General features: G+C 66.6%; 20 protein-coding genes. 15 read left to right on the top strand and 5 right to left on the bottom strand.

All coding sequences use genetic code 11. The annotated features are described in order from the left end of the window. The first annotated feature begins 43 nt into the window (after positions 1-43). Entirely contained in the window at positions 44-889 is an 846-nt protein-coding gene (locus HUK68_RS13550) for a ferritin family protein (protein ID WP_175504639.1), read from the top strand. Between the two features lie 36 nt (positions 890-925). Here HUK68_RS13550 and xth read toward each other — a convergent pair whose 3' ends face one another. After that, positions 926-1,702 carry an exodeoxyribonuclease III gene (gene xth / locus HUK68_RS13545; protein WP_175504638.1) on the bottom strand — a complete coding sequence of 259 codons (777 nt, stop codon included), beginning with the start codon at positions 1,700-1,702 and terminating at the stop codon, positions 926-928. 226 nt (positions 1,703-1,928) lie between these two features. On the opposite strand from xth, the gene HUK68_RS13540 reads away from it, so the two are divergent. Next, complete coding sequence (locus HUK68_RS13540) at positions 1,929-2,564, top strand: YbhB/YbcL family Raf kinase inhibitor-like protein (RefSeq protein ID WP_175504637.1); 636 nt, start codon at positions 1,929-1,931, stop codon at positions 2,562-2,564. A 95-nt stretch (positions 2,565-2,659) separates the two neighbouring features. Here HUK68_RS13540 and HUK68_RS13535 read toward each other — a convergent pair whose 3' ends face one another. After that, entirely contained in the window at positions 2,660-3,220 is a 561-nt protein-coding gene (locus tag HUK68_RS13535; RefSeq protein ID WP_175504636.1) for a hypothetical protein, read from the bottom strand. A 308-nt stretch (positions 3,221-3,528) separates the two neighbouring features. Here HUK68_RS13535 and HUK68_RS13530 point away from each other — a divergent pair, with 308 nt between their 5' ends. Next, positions 3,529-4,971: an NAD-dependent succinate-semialdehyde dehydrogenase gene (locus HUK68_RS13530; protein WP_175504635.1), complete on the top strand. Its 1,443-nt coding sequence runs from the start codon at positions 3,529-3,531 to the stop codon at positions 4,969-4,971. 74 nt (positions 4,972-5,045) lie between these two features. Here the strand turns inward: HUK68_RS13530 and HUK68_RS13525 are convergent, their stop codons facing one another. Next, positions 5,046-5,780 carry an RDD family protein gene (locus HUK68_RS13525; RefSeq protein WP_175504634.1) on the bottom strand — a complete coding sequence of 245 codons (735 nt, stop codon included), beginning with the start codon at positions 5,778-5,780 and terminating at the stop codon, positions 5,046-5,048. Positions 5,781-6,113: 333 nt separating this feature from the next. Between HUK68_RS13525 and HUK68_RS13520 the strand changes: the two genes are divergently transcribed. From HUK68_RS13520 to HUK68_RS13490, 7 genes are all read left to right on the top strand, one after another. Beyond that, complete coding sequence (locus tag HUK68_RS13520; RefSeq protein ID WP_175504633.1) at positions 6,114-8,750, top strand: sensor domain-containing protein; 2,637 nt, start codon at positions 6,114-6,116, stop codon at positions 8,748-8,750. A 260-nt stretch (positions 8,751-9,010) separates the two neighbouring features. Beyond that, positions 9,011-9,586 carry a hypothetical protein gene (locus tag HUK68_RS13515; protein WP_175504632.1) on the top strand — a complete coding sequence of 192 codons (576 nt, stop codon included), beginning with the start codon at positions 9,011-9,013 and terminating at the stop codon, positions 9,584-9,586. Position 9,587: 1 nt separating this feature from the next. After that, positions 9,588-10,532 carry a hypothetical protein gene (locus HUK68_RS13510; RefSeq protein WP_175504631.1) on the top strand — a complete coding sequence of 315 codons (945 nt, stop codon included), beginning with the start codon at positions 9,588-9,590 and terminating at the stop codon, positions 10,530-10,532. 122 nt (positions 10,533-10,654) lie between these two features. Then, on the top strand, positions 10,655-10,900 hold the full coding sequence (locus HUK68_RS13505) for a hypothetical protein (RefSeq protein WP_175502331.1): 246 nt from the start codon (positions 10,655-10,657) through the stop codon (positions 10,898-10,900). 32 nt (positions 10,901-10,932) lie between these two features. Beyond that, positions 10,933-11,091, top strand: a complete 159-nt coding sequence (locus HUK68_RS13500; RefSeq protein ID WP_175504630.1) for a hypothetical protein — start codon at positions 10,933-10,935, stop codon at positions 11,089-11,091. 13 nt (positions 11,092-11,104) lie between these two features. Continuing rightward, positions 11,105-11,683 carry an NADPH-dependent FMN reductase gene (gene ssuE / locus HUK68_RS13495; RefSeq protein WP_175504629.1) on the top strand — a complete coding sequence of 193 codons (579 nt, stop codon included), beginning with the start codon at positions 11,105-11,107 and terminating at the stop codon, positions 11,681-11,683. Positions 11,684-11,728: 45 nt separating this feature from the next. Next, entirely contained in the window at positions 11,729-11,944 is a 216-nt protein-coding gene (locus tag HUK68_RS13490; protein ID WP_175504628.1) for a TOBE domain-containing protein, read from the top strand. A gap of 219 nt (positions 11,945-12,163) precedes the next feature. Here HUK68_RS13490 and HUK68_RS13485 read toward each other — a convergent pair whose 3' ends face one another. After that, a complete protein-coding gene (locus tag HUK68_RS13485) occupies positions 12,164-13,765 on the bottom strand; it encodes a rhodanese homology domain-containing protein (RefSeq protein ID WP_175504627.1) in 1,602 nt (533 codons plus the stop codon). Between the two features lie 29 nt (positions 13,766-13,794). After that, complete coding sequence (locus HUK68_RS13480; protein WP_175504626.1) at positions 13,795-14,364, bottom strand: cysteine dioxygenase family protein; 570 nt, start codon at positions 14,362-14,364, stop codon at positions 13,795-13,797. Positions 14,365-14,522: 158 nt separating this feature from the next. Between HUK68_RS13480 and HUK68_RS13475 the strand changes: the two genes are divergently transcribed. From HUK68_RS13475 to HUK68_RS23275, 5 genes are read left to right on the top strand one after another with little or no spacing between them, the layout of a single operon-like run. Further along, entirely contained in the window at positions 14,523-15,551 is a 1,029-nt protein-coding gene (locus HUK68_RS13475; RefSeq protein ID WP_175504625.1) for an ABC transporter substrate-binding protein, read from the top strand. Positions 15,552-15,568: 17 nt separating this feature from the next. After that, a complete protein-coding gene (locus HUK68_RS13470; RefSeq protein ID WP_175504624.1) occupies positions 15,569-16,657 on the top strand; it encodes an ABC transporter permease in 1,089 nt (362 codons plus the stop codon). Then, positions 16,651-17,508 (top strand): ABC transporter ATP-binding protein, encoded by an 858-nt coding sequence (locus tag HUK68_RS13465; RefSeq protein WP_175504623.1) that lies wholly within the window; start codon positions 16,651-16,653, stop codon positions 17,506-17,508. The genes HUK68_RS13470 and HUK68_RS13465 overlap by 7 nt, the downstream gene beginning before the upstream one ends. A 3-nt stretch (positions 17,509-17,511) precedes the next feature. Beyond that, the gene (locus tag HUK68_RS13460) at positions 17,512-18,570 is read left to right on the top strand and encodes a c-type cytochrome (RefSeq protein WP_244146170.1); all 1,059 of its coding nucleotides are present in this window, start codon (positions 17,512-17,514) and stop codon (positions 18,568-18,570) included. Beyond that, positions 18,534-18,689, top strand: a complete 156-nt coding sequence (locus tag HUK68_RS23275; RefSeq protein WP_244146169.1) for a hypothetical protein — start codon at positions 18,534-18,536, stop codon at positions 18,687-18,689. Before HUK68_RS13460 ends, HUK68_RS23275 begins: the two co-directional genes overlap by 37 nt. The last annotated feature ends 78 nt before the right edge of the window (positions 18,690-18,767 follow it).

Raw genomic sequence — 18,767 nt, 5'->3', positions numbered from 1 at the left:
TGGCGACAATCGGGGAAAACAATTTCGTGTGCGGAGTGTGTTCATGCCAGCCCCCCAGATTGCCGATGCCCTTTTGTCCCGCCTCAATCCGCGCGCGCAGCGTTCCAATGAGGAAAAACAGCGCGAGCCAGTGAACGCGGCCAACGAAAGCCCGGATCTGCAGGCGCGCCAGGACGCACTTCAGGACGAGTTCTGGCACGACCACTACCACCTTGAATCGTATTACGTCAACGGCCGCGGCTATGACCAATACCGGCCTGCCTATGAACTCGGCTGGCGTGCGGCCATGCAGTACCCGGGCGACTTTGCTTCGGTCATGCCAGTGCTCGAGGCGCAGTGGCAGGGCCACAGCGGTGCGAGCCTGCTGGACTGGCGCCAGGTCTCGCGTGCCGTGCAAGCCGCGTGGGAGCGCATGCGCCATGCGGATCCGACCACCGGGCTGTCGCATGCCCAGCTGCTGTCGATGCTGCTGGCGCTGCAGCGGCTGAACGTCCAGACCGCGAAATGCCTGCGCGTGGCACTGGTGCAGGCGCCCACGGGACTGCTGCAGCAGATGCTCAAGCGCCATCTGCAGGATTTCGAGAACGCGTCCACCGAACTCACGCAGGAGTTTGCGCTGCCGGCCTTCGGCAAGAAGACCCGGCGTTTCTCCGGCAGCCTGCAGCGCGGCTGGGATTCGCTCAAGGCCGCCATCGGGCCACGGTCGACGCAAAGCCTGCTGGACGACAGCGAGGACGCGGAACGCATGCTGCTGCTGGGCTACCGCACCGCGCTGCGCGAAAGCCTGCCCGAAGCGGCGCGCGCGCTGCTGCTGCGCCACGCAATGGCCGTGCAGCGCGGCATCGAGGCGCTGCACTGGCTGCGCAGCATGCCCGCGCCCCAGGCTTGACGCACGGCCTGCCTGCTCAGGCCGGCTGCTCGAGGCTCAGCCCAGCGTGAGCACCACAGGCGTGTGGTCGCTGGGCTGCGGGTTCTTGCGCGGCGCGCGGTCGATCACGCAGGCGCTGACGCAAGGGCGCAATGCCTCGCTGACCAGGATGTGGTCGATGCGCAGTCCGCGGTTCTTCTGGAAGCCCAGCATCCGGTAATCCCACCACGAAAAGCTTTTCTCCGGCTGCTCGAACAGCCGGAACGCATCGCTCATGCCCAGTTCCAGCAGGTCGCGGAAATGCTGGCGTTCCTCGCTGGTGTGGTGGATGGTTTCACGCAGGCCCTCGGGGTCGAACGAGTCGCGGTCCTCGGGCGCGACATTGAAATCGCCGACCAGCACCAGCCGCTCGTTGGCCGCGAGTTCCTGGCGCACCCATTCGCGCAGCGCCTCGAGCCAGCGCATCTTGTAGGCGAATTTGTCCGTGCCCGGCGCCTGGCCGTTGACGAAGTAGCCGTTGATCAGGCGCAGCGGCCCGCTTTCGGTGTCGAGCGTGGCTGCAATGATGCGCGCCTGCGCGTCCTCGTGCTCGGGAATGTTGCGCACCACGTCGCGCACCGGCGTGCGGCTCAGGATCGCGACGCCGTTGTAGGTTTTCTGCCCATGGGTGACGGCGTGGTAACCCGCCTCCTGCAGGGCCTGCAGCGGAAACTTGTCATCGGTCAGCTTGAGTTCCTGCAGCCCGAGTGCGTCGACCGGATTGGCTTGCAGCCAGTCGAGCACCTGCGGCAGCCGCACGGTGAGGGAGTTGACGTTCCAGGTGGCAATTCGCATAGGGGGTTCTAACTTCAGGAAATCGGGAATGCCAAATCCTACGCCATAAGCCAGGCCAGCTCCTGCAATATCCGGCGGCGTCGCCGAGGCCATGCCGATGGGCCTGCGTGATGGAATTCGGCACTTCCTCCGACGGGATATGCCAGGCGGGCGCGGCGTGCAGCGCTTAGGATGCAGGCAGAGGTACAGGGGCCTGTACCTTGCTGTTTTCCAAGCTCACACTCCCATGCAACTCATCAGCCAAAGCTTCCTCGACGGCCACGCCATTCCCGGTGAATTCGCGTTTGCCGTGCCCGATGCGCGCGCCCAGGTAGCGCTGTCCTCGAACCGCAATCCGCACCTCGCGTGGAGCGATGTGCCCGAAGGCACGCAGTCTTTCGTCGTGGTCTGCCACGATCCCGACGTGCCCAGCCGCGGCGACGATGTGAACCAGGAAGGGCGCGAAGTGCCGGCTGACCTGCCGCGCGTCGATTTCTTCCATTGGCTGCTGCTGGACATTCCTGCGGACATGCTGTTCATTGCCGCTGGCGGCCAGTCGAGCGAGGTGACGCCGCGCGGCAAGCCGGGGCCCGACGCACCCGGCGGGCTGCGCCATGGCATCAACGACTACACCGGCTGGTTTGCGGGCGACGACGCGATGAAGGGCCAATACTTTGGCTACGACGGCCCCTGCCCACCCTGGAACGACAGCCTGGTGCACCACTATGTGTTCACCGTGTATGCACTGGGCACGCCCACGCTGGCGGTGGAGGGTGAACTGACGGGCGCCAATGTGCTCGCGGCATTGGCCAAGGCGCCGGTGCTGGGCAAGGCGAGCCTGACCGGCTTGTACAGCCTCAACCCGCGCGTCAAGGTGGACTGAGGCGCTGCAAAAGCGCAAGCCCGCAGCCACCAATGCAGTGGCTGCGGGCTTGCGGCGTGCCTGGTGGCGTGCCTTGCGGCACGGCGCCGAGGGGATCAGCCGGCGGTCTTGTTGCAGGCGTCGTCGCGGCTGGTGGCGTCGGGCAGGCGCAGCACGCCGGAGATTTCCACGGTGTTGTTGCTGCCGTCGCGAGCAACCAGGTTGTTGAAGGTGATCGTGCCCAGCGACAGGTTGACCGAAGCGCGCGAGAAGTTGGCGGTTTCCTTGACGAAGTTGTAGGTGCTTTCGCCGATCTTGATGCTTTGGCCGTTGAGCGGCGGCGTGTTGCTGCCGTTGGAGTAGGCGTAGCGGATATCGCCCAGCATGCCCAGCGTGCGGTCGCCCGAGACCTTGTTGATGTTCTGGAACGAGAACGCGCATTCGTTCGGGCCGACGCGGCCGTCGCCGGTGTCCTTGACGCCGGTCAGGGCCAGATTGGTGGTGCCGTACCAGCCGTTGAGCGCGGTGTTGGTGGCGTTGGTGATGTTCAGCGCGCCGACTTCGCCGCTGGGTTGCGGATCGTCATCGTTGCCGCCGCCGCAACCGGCCAGTGCGAGGGCCAGGCTGGCCGTGGCGACGTAGAAGAATTTTTTCCGCAGGGGAGTGATGGGGCTCATTTTGTCGTCCTTGGCAGATTTGAAAGGGGTTGCGTCATTGGCGAGAGTGCTTGAAGCAACTGAGCACCGATGCTCGCAAAATCCAGTGGGTCTGGATGGGGTCGAAAGCGCCTGTTTCATGACGGAGCGGAGAGCGCATGCGCGTAGGCTTGCTCTTACGGGTTAACGCGCATGTGCCACTGTTGCCGGCAGCGGCAAAAATGCCGGGTTGGCCGATGCCGGGCTTTCTGCGTTACAAACGATGGTGGATGCCGCCCTTCGCATGCCGCGCGACGGTTCCACGACCCATTTTTCCGAAGAGGATTTTCATGAGTTCCAACTACGCAGACACCCGTCTCCTGATCAACAACGAGTGGCAGGACGCAGCCGACGGCCGCACCCTGGCAGTCATCAATCCGGCGACGGACAAGGAAATCGGCAGGGTCGCGCGCGCCAGCATCAAGGACCTGGACCAGGCACTGGCTGCGGCGCAAAAGGGCTTCGAGATCTGGCGCGCGACGCCGGCCGTCGAGCGCCAGCGCATCATGCGCGCGGCCGCCGCCCTGGTGCGCGAGCGTGCCGACGCGATTGCCAACCTCATGACGCTGGAGCAGGGCAAGCCGCTGGCCGAAGCCCGCGCCGAAGCCCTGGCCTGCGCGGCCATGACCGAATGGTTTGCCGATGAAGGCCGCCGCGTGCATGGCCGCATCGTGCCGGGCGCGAACCTGGCAAGCCACCAGATGGTGCTCAAGCAGCCCATCGGCCCGGTGGCGGCGTTCACGCCCTGGAATTTCCCGCTGAACCAGGTCTCGCGCAAGATCGGCCCGGCGCTGGCTGCGGGCTGCTCCTTCCTGTGCAAGGCACCCGAGGAGACCCCGGCGTCGCCCGCTGCCTTCCTGCAGTGTTTCGTCGACGCGGGCCTGCCGCCGGGCGTGGTCGGACTGGTCTATGGCGATCCGGCCGAGATCTCGGACTACCTGATTGCCCATCCGGTCATCCGCTTCGTGACCTTCACCGGCTCGACGGCCGTGGGCAAGCAGCTCGCGGCCAAGGCCGGCGCGCACATGAAGAAGGTGGTCATGGAACTGGGCGGCCACGCGCCGGTGATCGTTGCCGAGGATGCCGACGTCGAGGTCGCGGTCAAGTCCATCGGCGCGGCCAAGTACCGCAATGCGGGCCAGGTCTGCATCGCCCCCACGCGCTATCTGGTGCATGAGTCGCTGGCCAACGACTTCCAGAAGGCCTATGTGGCCTTCTCCGAAAACCTCAAGGTCGGCGACGGGCTGGCAAGCGAGACCAAGATCGGACCGCTGGTCAACGAGCGCCGCCTGCAGTCGATGCAGAAGATCATGGCGGACATCGAAGCCAAGGGCGGCGACGTCGTGACCGGCGGCAAGCGCATTGGCGACGTCGGCAATTTCTTTGCCCCGACGCTGGTGGTCAATCCCTCGATGGATTCGATGCTGTTCAACGAGGAGCCGTTTGGCCCGATCGCCGGCATGCGCACTTTCGCCAAGCTCGACGATGCCATTGCCGAGGCCAACCGCCTGAGCTATGGCCTGTCGGCCTATGCGTTCACGCGCTCCTTCAAGAACGTGCAGTTGCTGTCGGAGCGGGTCGAGACCGGCATGCTGTGGATCAACCAGCCGGCGGCGCCCACGGCCGAGCTGCCTTTCGGCGGCGTCAAGGATTCGGGCCTGGGCACCGAAGGCGGCCACGAAGCCCTGGAAGAGCACCTGATCAGCAAGGTCGTGGCGGTCACCGGGATCTGAGCGCCAGGGGCCTGTGCCGGCCCGCCGCCGCTGGCTGCCGACAGGCTCCGGCAGCGGCCCGCGCACTGCCAGCCTCAGCGCCGCAGCCCGGTCAGCACCAGGCTCGCGGCGATGGCGGCGCAGGCGGCGGCGATGCACCACAGCCAGCGCTTGCGCTCCATGCGGCGCGCGAGAACCTGGTATTTCCCGGCATCGTATGCGGCTGGGTCGCCGTTTCGCAGTCCCAGGCCCTGCGATGCCATGGCAAGCAGGAAGATGACCGGCAGCCCCATCGCAAAGCCATAGAAAAAGACGCCCCACTGGCGGCGGAGGTATTGGCTGGCGGTGAGGCGCTGGCCGTCGAGCGTGGCCACTTCGAGCGCCAGCAGCGCCTTGCCCGGCGTGTTGCCAAAACGCGCGAAGATGCCCGCTTCGAGCAGCAGCAGCCACGGAAACAGCAGCCAGCCCAGGAGATTGGGTGCGAAGGGCTGTGACATCCAGCCATGGAACCCCGGCCACAGCCGCGGCAATACGGCCCAGGCCAGCACCATGCCCGGCAGCGAAAGCCAGCACAGGTCAAGCATGCGGGCGATGAAGCGCCGCCACGTCCCTGCCGTGGCCCGATCGGCGGGGGTGCGCGGAGCTTGCGGTGCCTCGGAATGCTGGCTCAGGGGCGGCAGTTCCGCCACGCAGATCCAGTGGGACAGGCCTTCCGCCCACACCAGGCTTTCCGGCGTGAGGATGCCTTCGATCAGCATGGCGTCCACCCATTCCCTGGATACCGGGCCTTGGGGGCTGTCGCCCACCAGATACCACCATACGTTGTGCATGTTTCTTCCTTTGTGCAGCTGGTATGCAGGCGGCACAAGGAATGCCACGAGAAGCCTCGCCGACTGATTGATAGCTATTAAATAACAAAGTTATTTGTTTGATAGTTTATTTAAATTGCTTCGCGTTTGCAATCAGGTTTGATGTTTGCGCCCCACATCCAGGCCCTTGGTCCGAGGCGGGTGCCATGCAGCAAGACGGCCTTCCTGTTTCCCCGGCCGCGACGCAAGCAATGCGGCTAGCTAAGAAACATCGTGAAACAATATGCGGCAAGCGTGGTTGAGCCGGATGGCTGGCAAGCGGAGCGGACGCTGTGTTCCGCAGAGGAAAAGAAGATGTGGGAAAGCCCGGGAGACGAGAATCTGGTCGCACTGCAGCTGGCGCAGTTGAGCGCATTGGACCGCGTGATGGCAATTGCCGAGTTCGACCTCGGCGGCGTGCTGATCCGGGCCAACGACAATTTCCTTGCGCTGCTGGGCTTCAGCCGTGCGCAGGCAGTGGGACGGCACCACAGCAGTTTTTGCACGCCGGCCTTCGCCGCAAGCGCCGAGTACCAGGAATTCTGGCCGCGGCTGCGGGGCGGCCAGGCCAGCGGCGGCGTGGCCGAGCGCGTGCGCAGCGACGGCAGCAGTTGCTGGCTGCAAGCCACCTACACGCCGGTGTTCGATGCCCGGGGGGAGATACGGCACATCCTCAAGATCGCCACCGACATCACCGGGCGGCTGCGCCGCGAGCAGGCGCAAAGAGAGCATCTGCGCCGCCTGTCGCTGGTGGCCGATGCCAGCAGCACCGCCGTCGTCATCAGCGACAGCGAATCGCGCATCGTCTATGTCAACGATGGTTTCAGCCGGATGTTCGGCTGGCAGCTCGATGAGATCCGCGGGCGCGCACCCATCGAGTTGCTGGCGCCGCACACGCCGCAGGACTTCACCGAGAAGTACCGCGCAGCACTGCGCGCGGGCAGGCTCGTGGAGCGCGAGGAGATCGTCGCCAGCAAGGAAGGCCGGCGCTATTGGGTCAAGGTTTTCAGCAATCCCGTGGCGGGCACTCCCGTGGCGGGCACTCCGGTGACGGGCACTTCCGTGGACGGCGGCAGCCGCACGGATTGGGGCCATACCGTGACCACGCTGACGGATATCACGCGCGCCAAGATGCATGAGGTGCTGCAGCACCGCGTGCTCGAGGCGATGGTGCGCGAAAGCCCGCTGTCGGAGGTGCTGGAACTGATCTGCAATGAGGTCGAGCGCATCGCGCCGGAGATCACCGCATCGATTCTCGGGGTCAGCGAGGAAGGCCGGCTTCAGTCACTGGTGGGGCCGCACCTGCCTGCGGACTACGCGCGCCAGCTCGACGGCATTCCCATCGGCCCGGCCGTCGGCTCGTGCGGCACGGCCGCCTGGCGCAACGAAACCGTGCGCGTCGACGATATCGCCACCGATGCGCTGTGGAAGGACCATGCGCACCTGGTCCTGCCCCTGGGCTTCGTCGCCTGCTGGTCCACGCCGATACGCAACAGCCAGGGCCGCGTGGTCGGCACCTTTGCGTTCTACTTCAAGCGGCCGCGCGTGCCGGCGGCGGAGCTTTTCCACCAGCTGATGGTGGACGCATGCGTGCACCTGTGCGCACTGGCGCTCGAACGCGAGCACACGCGCCAGCGCATCCGCCAGCTGGCCTTCTACGACGGCCTCACGGGCCTGCCCAACCGCAGCCTGCTGCAAGCCAAGGCCGACCAGGCGATTGCCGCGGCCAGCCGCAGCCATGACAGCCTGGCCGTGATGTTCATCGACCTGGACCGCTTCAAGCAGGTCAATGATTCCCTGGGCCATCCTGCGGGCGACGAGTTGCTGCGCCAGATCGCCCACCGGCTGCGCCAGGATCTGCGCGCCACCGATATTGCCGGCCGGCTGTCGGGCGACGAATTCGTGCTGGTGCTGCCGCAGTGCAATGCGGACCAGGCCACCGACCGGGTGGAGCGCCTGCTGGAGCTGTTGTCCAGCCCGGTCACGGTCGCCGGGGTGGCGCTGGCGGCTTCCGCCAGCGTGGGCATTGCCATGTTCCCCGACGACGGCCGCGACATGGAGACGCTGCTGCACCGCGCCGACATGGCGATGTACCAGGCCAAGAGCAGCGGCCGGGGCTGCTTCAGCTTCTTCAGCGCCGAGATGAACCAGTTGGCGCAGGAGCGGCTCGCGCTGGAGACCGCGTTGCGGCGCGCGATCCAGACGCGGCAGCTGCACCTGCACTACCAGCCCCAGATAGACCTCGAGACCGGGCAGCTGTGCGGCGTCGAGGCGCTCGCGCGCTGGACCCACCCCGAACTGGGCGAGATCTCGCCCGCGCGCTTCATCCCGCTGGCCGAGGAGTGCGGCCTGGTCGCGGATCTGGGCCACTGGGCCTTGCGCGAGGCCTGCGGCCAGCTCTCGGCCTGGCGTGCCCAGGGCCTGGCCGTGCCCTCGGTGTCGGTGAACCTCTCGCCGACCAGCTTCCACAACCTCGACCTGCCGCGCATGATTGCCGCGACGCTGGAGTCGAATGCACTCGCGCCGCAGGACCTGACGCTGGAGCTGACCGAAAGCGTGCTGCTCGACACCAACCCCAGCACCATGAAGACCATCGCCGAAGTGCATGCGCGCGGCATACGCCTGGCAATGGACGACTTCGGCACCGGCTACTCCAGCCTGAGCTATCTGCGCCGCCTGCCGGTCAATGAGCTCAAGCTCGACCGCAGCTTCGTCGCCGACCTTGAAAACGACGCCACCGCGCGCGCGCTCAGCGCCGCGATCCTGGGCATAGGCAAGAGCCTGCACCTGACGGTGGTGGCCGAGGGCGTGGAAACCGACGCCCAGAACCTGCTGCTGCGCGAACAGGGCTATCCCGTGGCGCAGGGCTATCTGTTCTCGCGCCCGCTCGATCCGCAGGCGTTTGCGCGCTGGCTGGAGGGGGCGACGGCGCAATCAACCCCTGCTTGCTGAGCCAGGTTGCCGACATGCAGGCGCCGTGCCTGGTGCGGCGGTGAGACATGCCGCAAACGGCCCGTCGCCAGCGCAGCCGATGCGGTTGGCTGATCGCCATGGCGTCCGTGCGGCAATGTTTACGGCTTGCCCATTTGTGCTGACCGGTTGGGTAGAGCGCTGGAATGTGCTGTAGGAAATTCCGCGTATGAAAATTGCATTTGCTCTTATCCGTTCTAACCATCAAATTTTTTGTAATTGGTGGAAAAGATGGAGGGTTTATGGATTTAATTTCTGCTTGCCGGAATATCAGTCATTTGAAAATTTCACGATTTCAATTGCATATATTGCTTGGGATGTTAAGCATGGGATTCAAATGCGGACTACATGCTCAACCTTTGCCGGAGGTCACGGTCGCTAGTAGCTTCGGCGGTTTTTCCAGCTTTTCCTCAGGAACAGGTTTGGATTTCTCCTCCGGCGCGCAACCATTCAGCGGTTATGCGAAAATGATGGGGCTATTGAGGTCAATCGAGCTGGCGGAAGATGTACGCTGTGTTGGAAAGAGCTTTGAGAACACAACTTCACACACAGAAGTGGCAGAAAGGTGGATGGCAGCAGAGGCTGTGTATAGACGAGTGACCAGCGGCAGAAATCTATTCGAAAAAATATTTGGATCCAGCCCTATCGATCCCAAGGCGGCTAAATTCCTGAACGTTACTTGCGCTGATGGCGGAACCGAGACTTGGTGGGTGGAAAATCCTACATTTTCGACAGCCCTTTCTCCACTGCCAGTTGCAAATTCGTTGAAGAAGGGCAATGGCATACCGCAGCCGCACCCTGTTTGCCGGAATTCCTGAAATGAAGAAATACTTGAAATCTGCTTTTCTTGGTGTGATCGTGATAACAGCCGTGATTTTTCTCTTGCATTTCTCGCAGGACGCAGAAATCCAGGCGGTAGTCAATAATCCGGAGGCCAGTACAAAGCTCGATGAAAAAGCGCTGGAGGCCGCTCTAACGGCGCAAGCTTTGCAGCCGTTGGCCGCGAAGGAGCACGCGGCGTCTTTGTCCAGATCGCAGGATGCAGCCGATATGCTGCGAGGCTCGCGCGACTATCGCGTTGTCCATGAGGCATTGACCCAGGCTGGAACCACCGAAGCGCGGTTCTATGCCAAGGATATCCTGCGGCGCTGTTTGGCAATGAGAAAACTCGGTTTCCAGCCAATTGCAGTCGTATCTGCGCAGCAAGAGTTTGCGAGGGAGCTTTTGCAGGCACGCTGCAGCTCATTCAGCGATGAAGAATTGTCTTTGGACGCTTTAAGACAGGTAGATTCGGACCCGCGCTATCCGCGAGGATTGTTTGAGCTTAGCCAGGAATGGACTGAGGCTGCAGATGCGGGCAACGAAACCAGGCAGAAAGACGTGTTCAGCAGGATCTTGCAAGCCGACGATGCGTTGCTCTTGCAGCATGTTGGGCTCTCATTGCTCGGCCAGTATCGTGACGCAGTCAGTCTGGGAGACGTGGAGTTCATTGGAAATGCGGCCTTGAACTCCATGCGTTGGGCCTGGATTGCTGCTGTATGCGAAGGCACGGGCACCGATTGTGGCGTGGGCGATGCCTACCTGGTGGAGATCTGCGCAAACATGGACATCTGCGAAAGCTCGCGCATACGTGCCTTGCGCGCACTGGTGGCGCGTGACGAAGGGGAAAAGCAGTTGGCGAAGTTTGACGCGGCGCATGCGATGTTCGTCAAAGCGATTCAATCCCGGGATGTCCGGCTGTTCTTCCCGCAGCATACGCAGTAGGCGCAACGTGATGCGGCCAAAGGCAGCGGCTTAGTTGGAAAACGTGTTTCCATAGTCCCAAACATTCGTGGCTGCAGCGCGGATGAATTCCTAGACTTGCCCTCGATAGCAACCTTCTGGGAATGGGCCATGTCTGGATCAGCAAACATCTTTCGCCGCCGCATCTGCTGGCCGCCAGCGCAGGCCTGGGTGCGTCGTGGGCGGCCGAAGGCAGCTGGCCGAACAACCCCATCATCCTGGTCGTACCCTATCCGGCGGGCGGCACCATGGACACCGCCAAGCTGCATGCGCTGGAGCATGCGGGCAAGTATTTCCAGGTCAAGGGGCCGCTGAATGCCATGCGTAGCCCGCAGGGCGAGCCGTGCTGATCCAGGCCGGCTCGTCGGTATCGGGCTAGCAGTTGGACGCGCGCTACGTCGAAGTGATCTTTCCGGGTGGCTTCGAGGAATTCACGCGCGGGATGGTTCTCATCCTGCAAGAGCGCGGCCGTTTTCGCCGCGAGTACCGCGGCAGCACGCTGCGCGCCCATCCAGGCCCCACGATCCCGTCCGACGTTTGAACCAAGGAGCCCCATGTCCGTCTTGTTGATCGCCGGCAGTCCCTCGCCGGTTTCCCGCTCCGCGGCCCTGCTTGATTCCGTGGGCAAGCGCCTTGCCAGGCAGCAGGTGGAGGTGGCGCAGCTGCAGATCCGCGACCTGGATGCGCAGGCGCTGATCCACGCCGATTTTGCCGATGCGTCGATCGCGCGCGCGCAGCAGCAGGTGGCCGATGCGCAGGTCGTGGTCATTGCCACGCCGGTCTACAAGGCGGCCTACAGCGGCGTGCTCAAGGCCTTTCTCGACCTGCTGCCGCAGACCGGCCTCAAGGGCAAGACCGTGCTGCCGCTGGCCACGGGCGGCAGCCCGCACCACATGCTGGCGCTGGACTATGCGCTGCGCCCGGTGCTGCAGGCACTGGGGGCCAAGCAGATCCTGCCTGGCATCTATGCCACCGATGCGCAGGTCTTCGTGCTGCCCGAGGGCGCGAGCACGCTGGCGCCCGAGCTGGCCCTGCGCATCGACGATGCGGTGCAGGTGCTGGTGTCCGAAGCCCTGCAACGGCCGGCGGCGTTTGCGCCGGTGCATTTTTCCCAGGTGCGCTGCAGCGTCTGAGCGCCACCATTTTTTCTTTCGACGGATTTCTATCAGGAGCGAGCCATGACGATTCAAGCCATCAATGTACGCAACCAGTTCAAGGGCAAGGTACGCGAGATCATCCGCGGGGATGTGGTCTCGGAGGTCGATGTGGAGACCCCCTGGGGCATCGTGACCTCGGTGATCACCACACGCTCGGTCAACGACCTGGGACTGGAGGTCGGGTCGGAGGTCGTGGCGCTGGTGAAGTCCACCGAGGTGTCTATCGCGAAGCTTTGAGGGGGGCACGCCGGTAGTTGGCGGGCAGGACCGCTACCCTTCGACAAGCTCAGGGCGAACGGGCAGGGGGCGTTCGCCCCGGGCCGGGCGCGGCGCGACCGCTCATTCCGTTCGTCCTGAGCTTGCCTGCGCGGCCCGGTCGAAGGATGTCAGGCCAGCCCTCCAGATAAAAAAACGCAGTGTCCTTGCGGGCACTGCGTTTTTCATTGGGGGGCGCGATCAGAGGGTGTTGAATCCGTGCGTTCCATCGGCCTTCAACTGGTCCACCAGGCCAAATTCCCAGTCCAGGTACGCCTGCATCGCGCTGCGCGGCGCCTGCGTGCCTTCATAGGGGCGGCGGTAGCGGTCGATGCGCGGCGAGGCGAGGCGGGTCTCGCCTTCTTCGAGCGGCAGGCCCGCGGCAATCCAGGCCTGGGTGCCGCCGGCCAGCGCGTAGACCGGCGCGCCCGTGGCCTCGGCCACGGCCCGCGCGGCGTAGCGCGCGAGCAGGCTGGTGCCGCAGGTCACGACATAGCGCTCGGCCTTGGGAATGGCTTCAAGCGCCTGCGCGAGCTGCGAGCGCAGCACGAACCAGGCGCCGGGAATGTGGCGCTGCACGTAGCTGGCGCTGCCGGTGAAGTCGAGCACCGCGGTGCGGCCGCTGCTGCCGTCGGCGTCGAGCCATCCCGCCAGCGTCTGCACCGTGATGTCCTGCACCGCGCCCGCGGGTTCGGGATAGGTCGTGGCGGCGGCGCCGGTCTCGTTCCAGTCCCCGGCATCGACGCCGTCCAGCACCCAGGCCTCCCAGCCCATCTGCGCGAGCCACGAGGCGCTCATGTTGGCGCGCACGCCATCGTCGTCGACGAGCACGATGCGCGCGCCGCGCACGGGGGCGGCATGGTCGGTTTCCTGAACCAGCTGGCCGCCGGGGTAGTTGCGGAAGCCGGCCAGATGCCCGGCCAGGTATTCCTCGGCGCTGCGCACGTCGAAGCGGTAGGTGGTGCGGGTGCTTTCCTCGCCGAACCGGTCCAGCTGCGCGCGCGTCGCGCGGCGCACGCCGGCGCGGTCGGCCACCGCGCGTGCGCGTTCGGCGGCCTCGCTGCGCGCGAGTTCGTCGACCACGGGCGCGCGGCGGTCGGCGCCATGGTCGAGCTGCTGGCCAGCCAGCAGCCAGCCTATCGTGCCATTGCGTAGCGCGCTGATACGGTTGGGCAGGCCGGCGTTGATCAGCGACTGCGTGCCGATCAGGCTGCGCGTGCGGCCCGCGCAGTTGACGACGATATGCGTCTTGGGATCGGGCGCCAGCGCCTGCGCGCGCAGCACCAGTTCGGCGCCGGGCACGCTCACGCCGCCCGGGATGCTCATGGTCTGGTACTCATCGAAGCGGCGCGCGTCGAGCACCACGACATCGGCGTTCGCGTCCAGCAGCTGCTGCACTTCCTCGGCGGCCAGCGACGGCGTGTGGCGCTCGGCCTCGAGCCATTCGCCAAACGACTTGCTCGGCACGTTCACGTCGATGAACAGCTCATAGCCGGCGTTCTGCCAGCCGGCGAGCCCGCCTTCGAGCACATGCACCTGGGTGTAGCCCAGCGCATGCAGGCGCTGCACCGCGGCTTCGACCAGGCCTTCGCCATTGTCATAGACCGCGATGCGCACGTCGCGCCGCGGCAGGCGCTGCCAGGCCTCGATCTCGATGCGGCCCGCGGGAAGGTTGGCAGCCCACAGGGGGTGGCCTTGCGCAAACGGCGCTTCCTCGCGCACGTCCAGCAGCGCGATTTCCTCGCCGGCCATCAGGGCCTGGCGGATGTCTTGGGGCGTCAATTGGGGAGTGGCGTTGCTCATGGGGAATTGCGGAGAGTGGAGAAAGGGGGTCACTGCGCGGCATTGGCGTAGCCGGAGACAAAGGGCTTGACGCCGCCGTCTTCGGTGAACACATGGCGCTGCACCTTGCCGATGTCGGCGCCGTAGACATGGATGCTGATCGACACCTGGTCGGGCAGCAGGTTGCGCACGCGGTGCACGTCGCCGATCGACGGCGACACGGCTTCGACCTGTCCCGGCCGCAGTGCCTGCGCCGGGCCGTCGGGCAGCCAGCGGCCTTGCGCGTCGCGCGCGTAGCGCTGGCCTTCCTCGGCGCCGCGCAGCATGCCGATCAGGCCCCATACGGTGTGGTCGTGGATGGGCGTGCCCTGGCCCGGACCCCAGACGAAGCTCACCACCGAGAAGCGGCCCGCGGGGTCGGCATGCAGCAGGAACTGCTGGTAATGCTGGGGGTGGGGCTGGGCAAACGCGTCGGGCAGCCAGTCGTCGTGCGCGACCAGCGCGCGCAGCAGCGGCGTGGCGCCGGCGAGCAGCGCGGCCTCGTCGGCGCTGTGCTCCAGGGTCTGCGACAGCTGCTGCACGAAGTGCTGCAGGCGGGGCGTGGGGGTGGATGAGGACATGCGTGGATTACAGCGTGGCGGGGGGGTGGGCGTAAACGGTAATTTCCGCATATGGAATTGCGTTTTTGTTCGTTCCCGCGGCGCGCGCTATTGACTTCAATCAGGGCTTGCCTGGTCGCCTGGACCAGCTTCGGATCGCCACGAAAGGACACTTCGGTATGCACAGCCTACAGAACCGGGACGGGTTGGAGAGTAAGACATGGTCGCGTCGCAAGCTGCTGCGCGCCGCCGGTGCCGCGGGCCTGGCCGGGGCCGCCGGCATCGCGGCGCAGCGGGCCACGGCGGCCGGGCCGCTGCGTCCGATCAAGCTGGCCTGGAATGCGAATGCGATCTGCCTGTCGGCCGCGCCCGTGGCCATCGAGCGCGGCATCTTCGAGAAGCACGGACTCAAGGTGGAGCTGGTCAACTTCGCCGGCTCCACCGACCAGTTGCTGGAAATCATCGCCACCTCCAAGGCCGATGCCGGGCTGGGCATGATCCACCGCTGGATCAAGCCGCTGGAGTCGGGGTTCGATGTGAAGCTGGTCGGCAGCTCGCACGGCGGCTGCTCGCGCCTGGTCGGCTATGCGCCCGCGGGCGTCAAGGAGCTCAAGCACCTCAAGGGCAAGACGATTGCGGTGTCGGACCTGAACTCGCCGGGCAAGAACTTCTTCTCGGTGCTGCTGACCAAGGCCGGCATCGACCCCGAGCGCGACGTGAGCTGGCGCCAGTTCCCCGGCGACATGCTGGGCCTGGCGGTGGAAAAGGGCGAGGCGCAGGCCATTGCCGATGGCGACCCGAACCTGCTGCTGGTGCAGCGCCGCACCCAGGGCCTGGTCGATCTGGCCAGCAACCTGTCCGGCGAGTACGCGGCCAAGACCTGCTGCGTGCTGGGCGTGAGCGGCGCGATGGTGCGCAACGACCGCCCGGCCGCGGCGGCGCTCACGCGCGCCATCGTCGAGGCCTCGGACTTCATCTCGGACAACCCGGCCGAGACCGCGCGCATCTTCAGCCCCTTTTCCAAGGTGCCCGAAAGCGAGCTGCGCGCGGTGCTGGCCACGCTCACGCACCGCAGCCACCCGGTGGGCAAGCCGCTGCGCGACGAGATCGAGTTCTATGCGCGCGACTTCAAGCAGGTCAAGGTGCTCAAGCCCAGCACCGACCCGGCGCGCTTCGCCGCCCATGTCTACGCCGACGTGCTGTCCTGAACCACGGGAGAAATGCCATGAGCACCCTTGCCGAACATATCCTGCCGGGGCACCCGCAGCGGCGGCGCCCGGATGCCGGGCTGCTTGATACCGACGCCGTGCCACTGGTGCCGGCGCCGGCCCACGTTGCCGCGCCGCGCACGCCCTTCTGGTGGCAGGGCACGCTGGCCGCGCTGGCCTGGGCGCTGCTGGCGCTGCTGACCCATCTGTGGCCCAACCTGCCCGCGGGCTTCACCGAATGGGCCTACACCACCGAGTTCGCGCTGGGCGCGGCCGGGATGTCGGGGCTGCTGTGGCTGCTGGTGCTGGCGCCCGAAAGCCTGCAGCCGCTGGCGCAGCTGCGGCGCAGGCTGCGGCCCGCGGGACCGTGGCTGGTGGCGCTGGCGCTGGGGTTGGCGGTCTGGGAGGTGCTCACCGCCAAGCTGGGCCGGCTGCCGACGCCGTTCTTCGCGCCGCCGCAGGCGCTGGTCGAGGTCTATGCCACCGATGCCGAACGCCTGGCCGAGAGCGCGGCCAACTCGCTGCGCCTGCTGGCCATCGGCATCGGCATCGGCGCGCTGGTCGGGTTTGCCACCGGCGTGCTGATCGGTTGGTCGCGCGCCGCGAGCTACTGGATCCATCCGGTGCTGCGCGTGCTGGGCCCGGTGCCGACCACGGCGCTGCTGCCGGTGAGCTTCTACTTCTTCCCGTCGAGCTGGTCGACGGCGGTGTTCCTGATCGCACTCGGCATGGCGTTTCCCGTCGCCATCCTGACCTGGTCGGGCGTGGCCGGCGTGCACAAGAACTTCTATGACGTGGCGCGCACGCTGGGCGCGTCGCAGTGGTTCCTGGTGTTGCGCGTGGCGATTCCCGCGGCATTGCCGCAGGTGTTCGTCGGCCTGTTCATGGGCCTGGGCGCGGCCTTCTCGACGCTGGTCGTGGCCGAGATGCTGGGCGTGAAATCGGGCCTGGGCTGGTATCTGACCTGGGCCCAGGGCTGGGCCGCGTATCCCAACATGTACGCCGCGCTGATCCTGATGGCGCTGCTGTTCTCGGGCGTGATCAGCCTGCTGTTCGCGTTGCGCGACCGCGTGCTGTCGTGGCAGAAAGGAACCCTCAAATGGTGAACACCGCCACCGCCGCGCGCGTGCCGCCGGCCACGCCGCAGCGCTTTCCCCCCGCCGCCAATGACGGTGCAGGCGCGCGCATCGAGGTCCAGGGCGTGAGCCACTGGTTCGCGCAGCGCGGCCAGGGCGGCGCGGGGGCAAGCGAAGCCGCGCGGCTGCAGGTCATCGAGGCGCTGGATCTGGAGATCGCTGCGGGCGAGTTCGTCGCGCTGCTGGGGCCGAGCGGCTGCGGCAAGAGCAGCTTGCTGCGGCTGGTCGCCGGGCTGGAGCCGGCCAGTGCCGGCCAGCTGCTGCAAGACGGCAAGCCGATCACCGACCCCGATCCCTCGCGCATCGTGGTCTTCCAGGACCCGACGCTGTTTCCCTGGCGCTCGGTCCGGGACAACGTGGCGCTGGGCTTGCAGGCGCGCGGCCTGCTCAAGACGCAGGGCCACCGCGTCGACGAGGCGCTGGCGCTGGTCGGGCTCGAGGCGTTTGCGCGCGCGCTGCCGCATGAGCTCTCGGGCGGCATGGCGCAGCGCGTGGCGCTGGCGCGCGCGCTGGTCAACGACCCGCGGCTGCTGGTGCTCGACGAACCGCTGGGCAAGCTCGATTCGCTCACCCGCCTGACGATGCAGACCGAGCTGGTGGCGCTGTGGCAGCGCCAGGGCTTCTCGGCCTTGCTGGTGACGCACGATGTCGAGGAGGCGCTGTTCATGGCGCAGCGCGTGGTGGTGTTCTCCGAGCGCCCGGCGCGCATCCGCGAGGTGCTGGTCAACGACCTGCCGTATCCGCGCCACCGCGGCGACCCGCGGCTGGCCGAGCTGCGGCGCCAGGCGCTGGCCTTGCTCGGCCTGGGAGACAGCTGGTAATCCATGGCCCTGCCGACGGAGATCGTCAACGGCGTTCTGGAAGCGCTGTACGCGGCGCAGCTCGCGCTGCGCGATGCCTGGCATGCGCTGGGACTGTCGGGCACGGTGGCGCAGCAGCCGGCCTGGCCGTTCGCGCAGCGCCTGGCCGCCGAGCGGCTGCTGCAGGAACCCGGCCACGCGCGCCGGGTCATCGCCACGCTGGCGTGCATTGCCGCCGCGGCGGCGTTGGTGCTGACCGCCTTGCTGCTGGCGGTGCTGCGGCGCCGCTCGGCGCGGCGCTGGCCGCTGGCCCTGGCGGCCGGCGCGGCGGCGCTGCTGGCTTTTGCGCCCTGGCCCAGCGCCATGCTGCTCTGGGCGCCCGCCGTGCCCACCAGCCTGCACCGCGCGCCGCAGGCGTTTTCCGCGCAAAGCATCGTCCAGGGCCAGGCCGTCTTCACGCAGCATTGCGCGCAATGCCATGGCGCGGATGCGCGCGGCGAAGGGCCGCTGGCCAGCCAGTTGAGCCGGTGGCCGCCCAATCTCGCGGGCGGCTTGCTTTGGAAGCGGCTTGAAGGCGAGCTGTTCTGGCGCGTGCGCCATGGCCTGCGCGATGCGCGCTCGGGCACGCAGACCATGCCCGGTGCGCCCGCGCTGTCGGATGCGCAGATCTGGTCGGTGCTCGATTTCCTGCAGGCCCGCGCCTCGGGCCAGATGCTGCGCGACATGGGTGCATGGGAGCGGCCGGTGCGGCTGCCGCAAAGCCTGCTCGATTGCCGCTACGGCGGGCGGCGCAGCAGCGACAGCCTGCGCGGCCAGCGGCTGCAGCTGGTGCTCGCCGCAGGGGACGCGGCGGCGCCGCCCGAGGACCCGCGCTGGGTCACGGTGGTGCTGGGCGCCTCGGGCGGGGCGGCCGCGCAGGCCGCGCCCGAATGCCTGTCCCGGGACCCGGCGCTGCTGCCCGCGCTGGCACTGCTGCTGGGCGTGGCGCCCGGGCAGGCAGCCGGCCACCGGCTGTTTGTCGACCGCGATGGCTGGCTGCGCGCTCGGTGCCGGGGCAGGCGGCCTGGTCGGAGGGCGACCTGATCTGCCGTACCGAGGCCGCGCCTGCGCCGGCGGCCAATGCCGCGCCCGGCGTCGACGGCCTGCTGCGGCGCATGGACGCGGACCGCATGCGCCTGGTGCGCGCCGGCTATCCCCACTGAGCCGCGCGGCGCGACGAATTCCGCGCTAGCAAACGCGTTTTTCTTCGTTGGCGGCGGCGCCCGGCGCGTCCGATCATG

Origin of the sequence: Comamonas antarctica (genome assembly GCF_013363755.1) — a bacterium.
Classification (GTDB): Bacteria; Pseudomonadota; Gammaproteobacteria; order Burkholderiales; family Burkholderiaceae_C; genus Comamonas; species Comamonas antarctica.
This window is presented reverse-complemented; position numbering and strand designations above follow the sequence as displayed.

What these genes read in the sequence shown, in the direction of transcription:
- HUK68_RS13525 (WP_175504634.1), bottom strand. Translation starts at nt 5,780, where the DNA reads ATGCACAACGTATGGTGGTATCTGGTGGGCGACAGCCCCCAAGGCCCG.
- HUK68_RS13540 (WP_175504637.1), top strand. Translation starts at nt 1,929, where the DNA reads ATGCAACTCATCAGCCAAAGCTTCCTCGACGGCCACGCCATTCCCGGT.
- HUK68_RS13550 (WP_175504639.1), top strand. Translation starts at nt 44, where the DNA reads ATGCCAGCCCCCCAGATTGCCGATGCCCTTTTGTCCCGCCTCAATCCG.
- ssuE (WP_175504629.1), top strand. Translation starts at nt 11,105, where the DNA reads ATGTCCGTCTTGTTGATCGCCGGCAGTCCCTCGCCGGTTTCCCGCTCC.
- HUK68_RS13475 (WP_175504625.1), top strand. Translation starts at nt 14,523, where the DNA reads ATGCACAGCCTACAGAACCGGGACGGGTTGGAGAGTAAGACATGGTCG.
- HUK68_RS13490 (WP_175504628.1), top strand. Translation starts at nt 11,729, where the DNA reads ATGACGATTCAAGCCATCAATGTACGCAACCAGTTCAAGGGCAAGGTA.
- HUK68_RS13460 (WP_244146170.1), top strand. Translation starts at nt 17,512, where the DNA reads ATGGCCCTGCCGACGGAGATCGTCAACGGCGTTCTGGAAGCGCTGTAC.
- HUK68_RS13465 (WP_175504623.1), top strand. Translation starts at nt 16,651, where the DNA reads ATGGTGAACACCGCCACCGCCGCGCGCGTGCCGCCGGCCACGCCGCAG.
- HUK68_RS13505 (WP_175502331.1), top strand. Translation starts at nt 10,655, where the DNA reads ATGGGCCATGTCTGGATCAGCAAACATCTTTCGCCGCCGCATCTGCTG.
- HUK68_RS13515 (WP_175504632.1), top strand. Translation starts at nt 9,011, where the DNA reads ATGGATTTAATTTCTGCTTGCCGGAATATCAGTCATTTGAAAATTTCA.
- HUK68_RS13535 (WP_175504636.1), bottom strand. Translation starts at nt 3,220, where the DNA reads ATGAGCCCCATCACTCCCCTGCGGAAAAAATTCTTCTACGTCGCCACG.
- HUK68_RS13520 (WP_175504633.1), top strand. Translation starts at nt 6,114, where the DNA reads ATGTGGGAAAGCCCGGGAGACGAGAATCTGGTCGCACTGCAGCTGGCG.
- HUK68_RS13530 (WP_175504635.1), top strand. Translation starts at nt 3,529, where the DNA reads ATGAGTTCCAACTACGCAGACACCCGTCTCCTGATCAACAACGAGTGG.
- HUK68_RS13510 (WP_175504631.1), top strand. Translation starts at nt 9,588, where the DNA reads ATGAAGAAATACTTGAAATCTGCTTTTCTTGGTGTGATCGTGATAACA.
- xth (WP_175504638.1), bottom strand. Translation starts at nt 1,702, where the DNA reads ATGCGAATTGCCACCTGGAACGTCAACTCCCTCACCGTGCGGCTGCCG.
- HUK68_RS13470 (WP_175504624.1), top strand. Translation starts at nt 15,569, where the DNA reads ATGAGCACCCTTGCCGAACATATCCTGCCGGGGCACCCGCAGCGGCGG.
- HUK68_RS13485 (WP_175504627.1), bottom strand. Translation starts at nt 13,765, where the DNA reads ATGAGCAACGCCACTCCCCAATTGACGCCCCAAGACATCCGCCAGGCC.
- HUK68_RS13480 (WP_175504626.1), bottom strand. Translation starts at nt 14,364, where the DNA reads ATGTCCTCATCCACCCCCACGCCCCGCCTGCAGCACTTCGTGCAGCAG.